Consider the following 12,230-nt stretch of genomic DNA (forward strand, 5'->3'; position numbering starts at 1 on the left):
TCGCATTTCCGCACAGCAATTTCCTTCAATACACCCCACCCCACCGCCCGCTACCGTTGAGCGTCGCCAATCCGGCGCACTCCTGTTTTGAGGCATCAGATGACCGCATTACTTTCCATGGCCGCATTCGCGCTGGCCAGTTCGATCTCTCCCGGTCCGGTGAATGTCGTCGCGCTTAGCGCCGGCGCGCAGCACGGACTGGCGGCGAGCATGCGGCATGTCACCGGCGCAACCGTGGGCTTCACCGTGCTGCTTCTGCTCATTGGTTTGGGGCTGCACGAGTTGCTCACTCATTTCCCGAATCTGATCGTGGTTGTCAAATGGGCGGGCGTCGGCTTTCTGCTCTACATGGCGTACAAACTCGCCGTCGACAACGGCCGACTCGGCGCGGATCAATCCACCCAAGGCCCCTCTTACGCACATGGCGCGGCGATGCAATGGCTCAACCCGAAAGCGTGGCTCGCGTCGCTGGCCGGCATGGGCGTCTATGCAGCCGATGGCGGCGGCCAGCTCGTCTGGCAATTCACCATCGTTTATTTCGTGATCTGCTATCTGTCGATTGCGAGTTGGGCGTACGCCGGCACGTTCCTGCGCAAGTACTTGCAGGAACCGCAGCGTGTGAGGGTATTCAATCGCGTGATGGCCGCGTTGCTCGCGGCGAGTGCGCTGTATCTGCTGGTTGACTGACGCGCCGGTTCAGCTGCGATACTGCCCCGGCGTCGCCGCGACCAGTCGCTTGAACGTGCGCTGCAGATGCGCCTGATCGGCGAAGCCGGCGTCGAGCGCGACGTCCGCAATCAAACGGCCGCGTCGTAATTGCGCGCGGCTGTACTGAATACGTCGATTGATCAGATACGCGTGCGGCGTCATGCCATAACGCTGTTTGAACGCGCGAATCAGATGCGACGGCGACAGGCCGGCCGCCTTGCAGACGTCATCGAGTCTCAATGCGCGGGTGCAGTTTTCCGCGATGAATTCCGCCGCGCGCGAGAGTTGCCGGCTGGCGTCGTGATCCGGCAAAGAGGCCGGGTTCAGCTTTTGTTGTACTTCGGCGAAGAACGCAACCATCGCGCTCTCTTTGTGGAGAAACTCGGTATCGCTGTCCGCGAGAATCGCATGCAGACGGTTCAAATCATCGAACAGTTTCCGGTCCGTCGTAATGGTCTGCGAGAACGCGCGAAACGCGTGGTTCTCGCTGAATCCCAGTTCGTGCTGCAGATTCGTGAGCCACGTCACGTCCACGTGCAGCATGCAATACGACCAGGGTTCGTCGGCGACGGGATTGCAGGCATGCACGTCGTCCGGATTCATCATGACGACCGCCCCTGCGCCGATCCATTCGCTCGCATGGCGATTCACGTAGACGCTGCGTCCGCCGGTTACGGCGCCGATAGAAAACGTCTCATGCGAATGTTTGGCGTAGCAGACCTCGCGGCCATCTTCGATGGAACGCGCCTCGATGAACGGCAACGCGTCGCTGCGCCAGAACTTCGGTGCACAAGCGTGTTTCGCGTGAATGGCCGCTTCCGTCGTCTCGCTCATCTGCCGGCTCTCCGATGGGTATGCAAGCCTCGCACACCTGCAAGGTCTACGTATCGTAGCGGCCAAATGCATCGTCAACAAGACAGCTCATCGAACGAAAGCGCGGGGCGTTTCAGCGCGCCTGGCACACAACGGTATTACTTCGCGGAGACGTCGATGTTGCCGAGATACTTCGCCGCCAGCGTCTTCACCGTGCCATCGGCCTGCACCTTCGCGATCGCCGCGTTCAACTGCTCACGCAGTGCCGTATCGCCTTTGCGAATGCCGTACGCAATACCGCTGCCGAGAATCTTGTCGTCGCGCACCGGTTGCCCGACGAACGCATAGTCCTTGCCGTTCGGTTTCGACAGAAAACCCGTCTGACCGGCGGGCGCCAGCACGAGCGTCGCGTCGAGACGACCCGCGACGAGATCGGCATAGACCTGGTTCTGGTCCTGATACGGCACCACCGTCACGCCGGCCGTTTCCCAGTGCGTCTTCGCGAAAGTTTCCTGAATCGACGCCTGCAATACGCCGACGCGTTTGCCCTTCAGCGACGCGGGCGTCGGCAGCAAGCCGCTGTCACGTTTCGCGATCAATTGTGTCGGCACGCGATACACGACCGTGGTGAAATCGATCGCCTGGCGGCGTTGTTCGGTGGCGTTCATTGCCGAGTTGATCGCGTCGAATTTGCGGCCCTGCAGTGCGGGAATCAGGCCGTCGAACGAGGTCTCGACCCATTTGCACGTCATATGCGCAGCGACGCAAACTGCATTGCCAACATCGACGTCGAGCCCTTGCAACTCACCATTCGGACCCTTCGACTCGAACGGCGGATACTGTGCTTCGAGTCCGAATCGCAGTGTCGTTTCAGCCGCACTGGCCGCTGAAAAAGCCGCGATCGATGTGAATGCGCAGGCCAATGCCAATAATGGCTTGAGCAATGTCATAACAGGTTCCTTCCCTTCGATTCGGTGTCGACGCCTTCATGCAACACGCTGAGGCATGACGGCGCCACGATCATACTGCGGTCAAAAATCTGGCCGTTGCGCGCGCAATCAAACGCCGCTTCAGATTTCGCACAAACGCCGTGCGCCTTCGATCAACGTCGCATCGTCCTTCGAGAAGCTCAGGCGAATCAGGCCGGAATCCGTGCCGTCGGTGTAGAACGCCGACAGCGGAATCGTCGCGACCCGCGCATCGCGAATCAGGCGCAGCACGAAGTCGCTATCGCTTTCGTCGGAGAAACCGCGAAACCGCGCGAGCATGAAAAAGCTGCCTTCGCTCGGCAGCAATTCGAAGCGCGAATCGCGCAACGCATGCGCGAGCAGATCGCGCTTCTTCTGATAGAACGCGGACAGGCCGAGGTAGCTTTCGCGATTCGCCAATGCATCGACGAACGCGTACTGCATCGGCGTATCGGCGGAAAACACCATGAATTGATGGACTTTGCGAATCTCGTCCATCAGCGCGGCAGGCGCGAGGCAATAGCCGACGCGCCAGCCAGTCACGTGGTACGACTTGCCGAACGACGAGACGATCACGCTGCGTTCCGCGAGTTCGGCATCGCACGCCATGCTCTGATGTTGGGCGCCGTCGAACACCACGTGCTCGTAGACTTCGTCGGCGAGAAGCACGATATCGGTGTTGCGCGTGACGGCCTTCAGGCGCGCGAGGTCGTCCTCGCTGAACACGGTCGCGGTCGGATTGTGCGGTGTGTTGATGATGATCATGCGGGTCTTCGGCGTGATCGCGGCGGCAACTTCGTCCCAATCCACGCGGAAGCCGTTCAACGAGAGCTTGATCGGCACCGGCGTGGCGCCTTGCAGCCGGACGATCGGACCGTAGCTGTCGAACGAAGGCTCGAAGTAGATCACTTCGTCGCCCGGATGCACGAGTGCGCTGATCGTCGAATACAGGCCTTCGCTGGCACTGGCGATCACGGTCACTTCACTTACCGGGTCGTAGCGCACGCCATACAGCGTTTCGACTTTGTCGGCGAGTGCTTCGCGCAGCGCCGCGATGCCGGCCATCGGCGCGTACTGGTTGTGGCCGGCGCGCATGGCTTGCGCGACACCGTCGATCAGCTTCGCGTCCGGCGCGAAATTCGGCGCGCCTTGCGACAGGTTCAGCGCATCGTGTTGCGCGGCCAACTGACCGATCACGGTAAAAATCGTCGTGCCCACGTCAGGTAATTTCGAGCGGGCGTGCATGGCGCTCTGCATAAGGCTTCTCCCTTTCTTCATCCGGCAATGGATTCGCGGACGGCCAACGGCGTGGCGGTCCCATCCGGTTCGGTGATTAGGCATCAGCCAAAGAAGCGTCACAATCGAAACTTTGTCATGCGCGGCATGCGTTTACGTCATGGCGTGGACGAGCGCGCGCCAGCACCGGCGAAGCCTGTGAGGTCGGGAATGACGGGGAACAGGCGGCACCGCGCGAAGAACGCGGGAAGCGCCAAGGGTATGAAGGAATGTGATGCGGTGGGCGCCGCTGCGATCAAGGCGATCGCGGCGTGACGTGCCCCGGAAAAACGCGGAATGGCCGGCGAGGCAAGCATGACCGCTCGCCTCGCCGGCCAACGCCGATCAGGCGTCGTCCATCATGCGGACTTTGACCTTCTTGCCCTTCACCTTGCCGGCGCTGAGCTTGCGCAGCGCGTCGCGCGCAATGCTGCGCTCCACGGCCACGTAGGTCGACATTTCCGTCACGTTGATCTTGCCAATCTGCGAGCCGGAGAAGCCGGCTTCGCCGGTCAGCGCGCCGAGCACGTCGCCGGGACGGATCTTTTCCTTGCGGCCACCGAGAATCTGCAGCGTCTCCATGGGCGGCAACAGCCGCTCATTGCTTGCCGCTGTGAGCTCGGACAGCTTGTGCCATTCCACCTCGCGCTTTTGCGCCTGTTCGAGACTGCCGACGCGGCCCATCTCGTTCATGCTCGCGAGACTCAGCGCCCAGCCTTCCTGATCGGCCCGGCCCGTGCGGCCGATACGGTGTACGTGGACTTCCGGGTCCGGCGTCACGTCGACGTTGATCACCGCTTCCAGTTGCGCGATGTCGAGGCCGCGCGCGGCGACGTCGGTCGCGACCAGCACGGAGCAGCTACGGTTGGCGAACTGGATCAGCACCTGATCGCGTTCACGCTGATCGAGCTCGCCATGCAATGCGAGCGCATGAAAACCTTGCGCGCGCAACACGTCGAGCAGATCGCGGCATTGCTGCTTGGTATTGCAGAACGCCAGCGTGCTAACCGGGCGATAGTGGTTCAACAGCAGACCCACGGCATGCAGACGCCCGTCTTCGGCAACTTCATAGAACCGCTGACGGATCTTGCTGTTGTCGTGCCGCTCGGCCAGCTTCACTTCCTTCGGGTTGCGCAGGAATTGCTGGCTCAGCTTGACGATGCCTTCAGGGTACGTCGCCGAAAACAGCAGCGTTTGCCGCTCTTTCGGACATTGCTTGACGACGGTGGCGATGTCGTCGAAGAAACCCATGTCGAGCATGCGGTCGGCTTCGTCGAGCACCAGCGTGTTGAGCGACTGCAGCGGCAGGCTGCCGCGCTCGAGGTGATCCATGATGCGGCCCGGCGTGCCGACCACGATGTGCGCACCGTGTTCAAGGCTGGCCGTTTGCGGCCGCATCGGCGTGCCGCCGCACAGCGTGAGCACCTTGATGTTTTCTTCGGCGCGCGCGAGGCGGCGGATTTCCTGCGTGACCTGATCGGCGAGTTCGCGCGTGGGGCACAGCACCATGGCCTGCACGGCGAAGTTGCGGACATCGAGGCGGGCCAGCAGCGCCAGCGAAAACGCGGCGGTCTTGCCGCTGCCGGTTTTCGCCTGGGCGATCAGGTCGTGGCCGGCGAGCGCGATCGGCAGGCTCGCGGCCTGAATCGGCGTCATCTCGACGTAGCCGAGCTGCGTCAGATTCGCGAGCGCGGCGGGCGGTAGCGGCAACTGGCTAAACGGCGCGCCGGCGGGAGTGGGACTGTTCATAGGGTGAGCTCGCTGTCGGCTGGAAACAAAAGGACTTAGTCGGCCATCGGGCCGGTAGCGGGACGGCCTTCGATCTGCTCGTAGAGCACCGAACCGTCTTCACCGTCGAAGCGCTCGACATAATTGCGCGCGCCGCACATCGGGCAGCGGAACAGCAGCCCTTGCCCTTCGTTCTTGATGACGACGTCCGATTGTTCCCACTGCGCGTCGCAGGACTGGTTTCTACAGGTAAACACGTTGATTCTCCAACTGGATTCGATGATTGTTTGTTTGGACCGGCCACCGGTGAGGCTAGACCTTTGCCATAAAGCCGCGTGCCGTCGCCGCGCGGTATTCGTTCTAATGGCGCTTTAACCCAGATGCGTATGCCGCGCTCGCGGCGCGCTCACGTCCATATCGGTCAGACCCTGCACGATGCCGCAGTCTTCGACGGCCTGTTCGCCGTGGCATTGCTCGCGCAACGTGGTGAGTTGCACTTTCAGCTGCTTCAGCTCGTCGATACGCGTATCGACATGGGCGATGTGCTCGTCGATCAGGGCATTGATGCCGCCGCAGCCGTCGGCGGGTGCGTCGGTGAGACGCAGCAGCGCGCGGATCTCGTCGTGGGTCATGTCGAGCGCGCGGCAGTTGCGGATGAAGCGCAGCCGCTCGACGTGCTTGCCGGTGTAGCTACGGTAATTGGCCTCGGTGCGGTCCGCTTCGGGCAACAGGCCCTCTTTTTCGTAGAAACGGATCGTTTCGGTCGTGCAATGGGCGATTTTCGCCAGTTCGCCGATTTTCATGGACCCTCCGGATAGCGGCCTTGACCTTGTAGTGGCTTCAAGGTGTTTACTAGACCACAAATCGAACCAGGAAGCCACCATGTCTCACGCCGACCACGCCGAAGCAGACCGTCCCGACCAGGCCAAAGCCTGTGCCCACGGGCACGCCGGGCATGACCACGCTCATGGGAAGACCGCGAAACACGAGCACGAGCACGACGGTCATGACGCGCACGGCCATGACCATGACGGACACGACCACGCCGCGCACGACCACACAGGCCATGACCACGCAAGTCACGCCCACCAACACGCCGACGCAGGCTGCTGCGGCTCGACCGCCGCCACGCTGGCCGCGCCGATCCGCTTGCCGCAATCCGAAGCCGTCGGCAGCGACGTGCGCACCGCCATCCGCATCATGCAGATGGACTGCCCGACCGAAGAAGCGCTGATCCGCAAGAAATTCAGCCGCATGCCGTACGTGCGCAGCATGGACTTCAACCTGATGCAGCGGGTTTTGACCGTCGTGCATGCGCCGGACGCGCTCGAATCGATCCTCGCCGCGCTGCGTTCGCTCGACTTTACGCCCGAACTCGCGGACGCTGGCTCGAACGGTTCACCTGCAACCGCTGCGGCGGCACCCGCCAAGCCGTGGTGGCCGCTCGCCCTCGCCGGCGTCGCTGCGGTGGGCTCAGAGGCCGCTGGCTGGCTCGGCGCGCCGGCCTGGATGGCCGCGGGTCTGGCGGTGATCGCGATCCTCTCCTGCGGCCTCACGACCTACAAGAAAGGCTGGCTCGCGATCCGCAACGGCAACCTGAACATCAACGCGTTGATGAGCATTGCCGTCACTGGGGCGCTGGTCTTGCGCCAATGGCCGGAAGCGGCCATGGTGATGGTGCTCTTCACGATCGCCGAACTGATCGAGGCCAAGTCGCTCGACCGCGCCCGCAACGCGATCCAGGGCTTGATGCAACTCACGCCCGAACAGGCGAGCGTCCAGCAGCCCGACGGCAGCTGGCAAGCCACGGATCTGAAAGCGATCGCGCTCGACGCGGTGGTTCGCGTGAAGCCGGGCGAGCGGATCGCGCTGGATGGTGAGATCGTCGCGGGCCGTTCGAGCGTGGATCAGGCGCCGATCACCGGTGAAAGCCTGCCGGTCGACAAGACCGTGGGCGACGCCGTGTTCGCCGGCACGATCAACCAGGCCGGGTCGTTCGACTATCGGGTCACGGCCGCGGCCAGCAATACGACGCTCGCGCGCATCATCCACGCGGTCGAGGAAGCGCAAGGCACCAAGGCGCCGACACAACGTTTCGTCGATCAGTTCGCTCGGGTGTATACGCCGATCGTGTTCGCCGTGGCGCTGGCGGTGGCGATCGTGCCGCCGCTGCTGTTCAGCGGCGCGTGGCACGAGTGGGTCTACAAGGCGTTGGTCATGCTGGTGATCGCCTGCCCGTGCGCGCTCGTGATCTCGACGCCGGTGACGATCGTCAGCGGGCTTGCGGCGGCCGCCCGCAAAGGCATTCTGATCAAAGGCGGCGCTTATCTGGAGCAAGGCCGCAAGCTGCGCCGCCTCGCGCTCGACAAAACCGGCACGCTGACCCACGGCAAACCGGTGCAAACCGAACTGGCCATCCTCGCCGATGTCGACGACGCCCGTTGCCGCTCGCTCGCGGCGAGTCTTGCGGGACGTTCGGATCATCCGGTGTCGATGGCGATTGCGGCAGCGGCGAAGACCGACGGCGTCGCCAGCATCGCGGTCGACGCGTTCGAAGCCCTCGCGGGACGCGGCGTGCGCGGCGAGATCGACGGCCTCTCTTACTGGCTCGGCAATCATCGGCTGGTCGAGGAACTCGGGCGTTGCTCGGCGTCGCTCGAAGCCCGGCTCGACGCATTGGAGCGGCAAGGCAAAACCGTCGTGATGCTGGTCGACGCGGAGCGCGTGCTCGCGCTGTTCGCCGTCGCCGACACGGTGAAGGAGACGAGCCGCGCCGCCATCGCCGAATTGCAGCGCCTCGGCGTCGCCACGACCATGCTGACCGGCGACAACCCCCACACCGCCGCCGCGATCGCCCAACAAGTCGGGATCGACGAGGCGCGCGGCGATCAGTTGCCGGAAGACAAGCTCAACGCGGTGGCACAGTGGTCGACGGAAGGTGCGACGGTCGGCATGGTCGGCGACGGCATCAACGACGCCCCCGCGCTGGCGCGCGCCGACATCGGTTTCGCGATGGGCGCGATGGGCACCGACACCGCGATCGAAACCGCCGACGTCGCGCTGATGGACGACGATCTGCGCAAGATCCCGTCGTTCATCCGGCTCTCGAAGGCGACGCATGCGGTGCTGGTGCAGAACATCGCGCTGGCGCTCGGCATCAAGAGCGTGTTCCTCGTGCTGACAGTGATGGGGCTCGGCACGATGTGGATGGCCGTGTTCGCGGATGTAGGCGCGAGCCTGCTGGTGGTGGCGAACGGGTTGCGGTTGTTGCGCAAGTAAACCGGCAGCGGCCGATTGTCGCGAGACGATGCGTGACGTGCTTCGTTTGCGGCGTGTCGCTCCAGGCGTCACGCGCCGCCGTCCGCCACTCGCCGTCAATGAGCGAAGGAACGCTTCCCCGCGACGGCCGGTGTCCCCACTGCGGCTTTCAACGTCTCCGACGGCCGCATACCGAACAGCTTGCGGTAATCCGTCGCGAACTGGCTTAGATGCCAGAACCCCCACGCCGCCGCAACGTCTTGCACCGAGCGTGATTCACGTGCCGCATTGGAAAGATCGCGGCGCGCGCCGTTCAGGCGAATCGCGCGGAGATACGTGGCGGGGGCCATTCCCAGCACATCCTGAAAGCAGTACTGCAGCGTGCGCCGGCTCACATGCAGCCGCTCGCATAACTCCGGCACGCTGATCGCCCGGTCGCGATTGACCAGCAGATACTCGCGCGCTTCCGATACGATCGACTGACGGCGCGGACGCGCCGGCATCGGCATCGGCTCCGACGCCGGCAACGCGCCGACATCGAACAGCGAAGCGAGCACCGACGCCTGCAGATTGTTGCGCGCGAACGGCGACAGCGGCGTGCCGCGCGCCGCGCCGTCGTCGAGCAGTTGCCGGAGCGACGCGCACAAGCGCTCCTTGCGTGCCCGGCCGATCGACACCACTTCCGTGTGCGGCACATGATCGGCCAGCCCGACGCGCTCGACATCCGCCGCGTAACGACGCAGCACGTCCCCTTTGACCACCACGCCAAAAATCTCGTAGCCGGCCGACGTCAGCAGTTCAAATTCGACGCCGCCCGGACGGAACGCCAGCGCATCGCCCGCGATCACTTGCGCGTCGATGCGGCCCGAGCCCGCAGGGCACGTCGGAATGCCGAACCAGTAGGCGTCTTTTTGCACCTCGCAGGTTTGCCGCAACGTGTGGCTGGTCGTTTCGACGAACACCTGCATGTGATCGAGGCACAACTCGGTCAGGCCGCCGACGAAACTGCCCGCAGTCAACTGGTCGTAGAGCTGGTTCCAGCCGTGCAGGTTGCGCGCCTGTTCATCGGCGTCGTGCGCGACGCAGGTCTGCACGCGGAAGCTCGGCTGCGGTGTGAGCATCGCACGGGTCTCGCTATCGGATGGGATGTCGATCGTCATACCGGATCTGCGTAAACGGGTATCGAAGCGGGAGAGGAACGCAATTCCCATGCCGAACGGTTTCGCGGGCCGCCCCGCTCTGCCTGAGCGGCTTCGCGTGCGCCACGCTCCTGTTCAATTACTGAACAGCCTTGCACAGGCTGATCAGAAACGGGACGTTCCCGCCTTGCCACCTGAACAGCGCCGCGCCGCACGGCGTGCGCGAGTGCTTGCTGCGCGTGCACGGATCCCCAGCGCGGTGCATTGGCACACTTCTGGCTGTAGCCTCTCGCGGCCAAGCGAAATATCGCGCCGAATATAGCCCATTCAAACATTCACCATGTGAGGAGCACACAGATGAATCACGCAGAAATGCAATTTCTGACCACCGAATTCCCGTACAAAAAGCAGTATGCGAATTTTATCGGCGGCGAATGGGTCAAGCCCGTGGGTGGTGAGTACTTCGACAACGTATCGCCGATCACCGGCGAGGCGTTTACGTCGATCCCGCGTTCGCGCGAGGCCGATATCGAACTTGCGCTCGACGCCGCGCATCGCGCGAAAACGGCTTGGGGAAAAACCTCCACCACCGACCGCTCGAACATCCTGAACCGCATTGCCGACCGGATGGAAGCGAACCTGCAACGTCTCGCGGTCGCCGAAACGATCGACAACGGCAAGCCGCTGCGCGAAACCATGGCGGCCGACATTCCGCTCGCGATCGACCACTTCCGCTATTTCGCCGGCGCCGTGCGCGCACAGGAAGGCTCGATCTCCGAGATCGATCACGACACGGTCGCGTATCACTTTCATGAACCGCTCGGCGTGGTCGGCCAGATCATTCCGTGGAATTTCCCGATTCTGATGGCCGTGTGGAAACTCGCGCCCGCACTCGCCGCCGGCAATTGCGTGGTGCTCAAGCCGGCCGAGCAAACGCCCGCGTCGATTCTCGTGCTGGTCGAACTGATTCACGACCTGCTGCCCGCGGGCGTGCTGAACGTGGTTAACGGCTTCGGCCTCGAAGCCGGCAAGCCGCTCGCGTCGAACAAGCGGATCGCCAAGATCGCGTTTACCGGCGAGACCACCACGGGCCGCCTCATCATGCAGTACGCGAGCCAGAACATCATTCCGGTCACGCTCGAACTGGGCGGCAAGAGCCCGAACATTTTCTTCGACGACGTGATGAACGCCGACGACAGCTATTTCGACAAGGCGCTCGAAGGCTTCACGATGTTCGCGCTGAATCAGGGTGAAGTATGTACGTGTCCGTCGCGCGTGCTGATCGACGAGAAGATCTACGACCGTTTCATGGAACGTGCGTTGAAGCGCGTCGCGGCGATCACGCAAGGGCATCCGCTCGACAGCAAGACGATGATCGGCGCGCAGGCGTCCCAGGAGCAACTGGAGAAGATCCTGTCGTATGTCGACCTCGGCAAGCAGGAGGGTGCCGAATGTTTGATCGGTGGCGAGCGCAATCAACTCGACGGTGAATTGAGCAAAGGCTATTACGTGAAGCCGACCGTGTTCCGCGGCCACAACAAGATGCGCATCTTCCAGGAGGAAATCTTCGGACCGGTGGTGTCGGTCACGACGTTCAAGACCGAAGAAGAAGCGCTCGAGATCGCCAACGACACGTTGTACGGTCTCGGCGCCGGCGTCTGGACGCGCGACGGCACGCGCGCCTATCGCTTCGGCCGTCAGATCCAGGCGGGCCGCGTGTGGACCAACTGCTACCACGCGTATCCGGCGCATGCGGCATTTGGCGGCTACAAGCAATCGGGCATTGGCCGCGAGAATCACAAGATGATGCTCGACCACTATCAGCAGACCAAGAACCTGCTGGTCAGCTATAGCGACAAGCCGCTCGGCTTCTTCTAGGCCTCACGATCCTGTTCGCACGAGCCGCCTTGCGCGGCTCGCGCTTTTTTCAGCGAGGCATGGGATGGTTGACGAGAAAGAAGTGGCCCGCGTAGTCGCGACACCGGCCGCCGTCGAGTTGATCGACAAACTGCGCGCCGAACATGGCGCCGTGCTGTTTCATCAATCGGGTGGCTGCTGCGACGGCAGTGCACCGATGATGTTTCCGCAAGGCGAGTTCATGGTCGGTTCGTCGGACGTGAAACTCGGCACGATTGCCAATGTGCCGTTCTACATGAGCGAATCGCAATTCGAGTACTGGCAGCACACGCAGTTGATTATCGACGCGGTGCCGGGCAATGGCGGCATGTTTTCTTTGGAACGCCCCAGCGGCTTGCGGTTTTTAACGCGCTCGCGACTCTTTGAAGATGCCGAGAACGCGTGGCTGGCAACGCATCCGGTGGAACGCGCCGATACGTGATGG

The 12,230-nt window shown here is 63.0% G+C and carries 11 protein-coding genes; 4 read left to right on the forward strand and 7 right to left on the reverse strand.

What is annotated here, in order from left to right; translation table 11 throughout:
• Window positions 1-99: 99 nt before the first annotated feature.
• Complete coding sequence (locus B0G83_RS33955) at window positions 100-687, forward strand: LysE family translocator (RefSeq protein WP_105511691.1); 588 nt, start codon at window positions 100-102, stop codon at window positions 685-687.
• Window positions 688-696: 9 nt separating this feature from the next.
• Here B0G83_RS33955 and B0G83_RS33960 read toward each other — a convergent pair whose 3' ends face one another.
• The 6 genes from B0G83_RS33960 to cadR form a co-directional block, all read right to left on the reverse strand.
• Window positions 697-1,542 (reverse strand): AraC family transcriptional regulator, encoded by an 846-nt coding sequence (locus B0G83_RS33960; RefSeq protein ID WP_105511692.1) that lies wholly within the window; start codon window positions 1,540-1,542, stop codon window positions 697-699.
• A gap of 137 nt (window positions 1,543-1,679) precedes the next feature.
• Window positions 1,680-2,471, reverse strand: a complete 792-nt coding sequence (locus tag B0G83_RS33965; protein ID WP_105511693.1) for an ABC transporter substrate-binding protein — start codon at window positions 2,469-2,471, stop codon at window positions 1,680-1,682.
• 120 nt (window positions 2,472-2,591) lie between these two features.
• Complete coding sequence (locus tag B0G83_RS33970; protein ID WP_105511694.1) at window positions 2,592-3,746, reverse strand: pyridoxal phosphate-dependent aminotransferase; 1,155 nt, start codon at window positions 3,744-3,746, stop codon at window positions 2,592-2,594.
• A 363-nt stretch (window positions 3,747-4,109) separates the two neighbouring features.
• Window positions 4,110-5,513 (reverse strand): ATP-dependent RNA helicase DbpA, encoded by a 1,404-nt coding sequence (gene dbpA / locus B0G83_RS33975; RefSeq protein ID WP_105511695.1) that lies wholly within the window; start codon window positions 5,511-5,513, stop codon window positions 4,110-4,112.
• Between the two features lie 35 nt (window positions 5,514-5,548).
• On the reverse strand, window positions 5,549-5,749 hold the full coding sequence (locus B0G83_RS33980; RefSeq protein WP_105511696.1) for a hypothetical protein: 201 nt from the start codon (window positions 5,747-5,749) through the stop codon (window positions 5,549-5,551).
• Window positions 5,750-5,863: 114 nt separating this feature from the next.
• Window positions 5,864-6,295 carry a Cd(II)/Pb(II)-responsive transcriptional regulator gene (cadR, locus tag B0G83_RS33985; RefSeq protein WP_105511697.1) on the reverse strand — a complete coding sequence of 144 codons (432 nt, stop codon included), beginning with the start codon at window positions 6,293-6,295 and terminating at the stop codon, window positions 5,864-5,866.
• Between cadR and B0G83_RS33995 the strand changes: the two genes are divergently transcribed.
• Window positions 6,294-8,771 (forward strand): heavy metal translocating P-type ATPase, encoded by a 2,478-nt coding sequence (locus tag B0G83_RS33995; RefSeq protein ID WP_374954964.1) that lies wholly within the window; start codon window positions 6,294-6,296, stop codon window positions 8,769-8,771. The genes cadR and B0G83_RS33995 overlap by 2 nt on opposite strands.
• A gap of 95 nt (window positions 8,772-8,866) precedes the next feature.
• Here the strand turns inward: B0G83_RS33995 and B0G83_RS34000 are convergent, their stop codons facing one another.
• Complete coding sequence (locus tag B0G83_RS34000; RefSeq protein WP_105511699.1) at window positions 8,867-9,910, reverse strand: helix-turn-helix domain-containing protein; 1,044 nt, start codon at window positions 9,908-9,910, stop codon at window positions 8,867-8,869.
• 336 nt (window positions 9,911-10,246) lie between these two features.
• Here B0G83_RS34000 and adh point away from each other — a divergent pair, with 336 nt between their 5' ends.
• Together adh and B0G83_RS34010 are read left to right on the forward strand one after the other, a co-directional pair.
• The gene (adh, locus tag B0G83_RS34005; RefSeq protein ID WP_105511700.1) at window positions 10,247-11,767 is read left to right on the forward strand and encodes an aldehyde dehydrogenase; all 1,521 of its coding nucleotides are present in this window, start codon (window positions 10,247-10,249) and stop codon (window positions 11,765-11,767) included.
• 64 nt (window positions 11,768-11,831) lie between these two features.
• Window positions 11,832-12,227 carry a DUF779 domain-containing protein gene (locus tag B0G83_RS34010; protein WP_105511701.1) on the forward strand — a complete coding sequence of 132 codons (396 nt, stop codon included), beginning with the start codon at window positions 11,832-11,834 and terminating at the stop codon, window positions 12,225-12,227.
• The last annotated feature ends 3 nt before the right edge of the window (window positions 12,228-12,230 follow it).

The organism is Paraburkholderia sp. BL21I4N1, from assembly GCF_002973525.1.
Lineage (GTDB): Bacteria > Pseudomonadota > Gammaproteobacteria > Burkholderiales > Burkholderiaceae > Paraburkholderia.

Excerpts from the sequence above, each read along its gene's own strand:
- B0G83_RS33955 (WP_105511691.1), top strand. The coding sequence starts at position 100 with ATGACCGCATTACTTTCCATGGCCGCATTCGCGCTGGCCAGTTCGATC.
- B0G83_RS33960 (WP_105511692.1), bottom strand. The coding sequence starts at position 1,542 with ATGAGCGAGACGACGGAAGCGGCCATTCACGCGAAACACGCTTGTGCA.
- B0G83_RS33965 (WP_105511693.1), bottom strand. The coding sequence starts at position 2,471 with ATGACATTGCTCAAGCCATTATTGGCATTGGCCTGCGCATTCACATCG.
- B0G83_RS33970 (WP_105511694.1), bottom strand. The coding sequence starts at position 3,746 with ATGCAGAGCGCCATGCACGCCCGCTCGAAATTACCTGACGTGGGCACG.
- dbpA (WP_105511695.1), bottom strand. The coding sequence starts at position 5,513 with ATGAACAGTCCCACTCCCGCCGGCGCGCCGTTTAGCCAGTTGCCGCTA.
- B0G83_RS33995 (WP_374954964.1), top strand. The coding sequence starts at position 6,294 with ATGGACCCTCCGGATAGCGGCCTTGACCTTGTAGTGGCTTCAAGGTGT.
- cadR (WP_105511697.1), bottom strand. The coding sequence starts at position 6,295 with ATGAAAATCGGCGAACTGGCGAAAATCGCCCATTGCACGACCGAAACG.
- B0G83_RS34000 (WP_105511699.1), bottom strand. The coding sequence starts at position 9,910 with ATGACGATCGACATCCCATCCGATAGCGAGACCCGTGCGATGCTCACA.
- adh (WP_105511700.1), top strand. The coding sequence starts at position 10,247 with ATGAATCACGCAGAAATGCAATTTCTGACCACCGAATTCCCGTACAAA.
- B0G83_RS34010 (WP_105511701.1), top strand. The coding sequence starts at position 11,832 with ATGGTTGACGAGAAAGAAGTGGCCCGCGTAGTCGCGACACCGGCCGCC.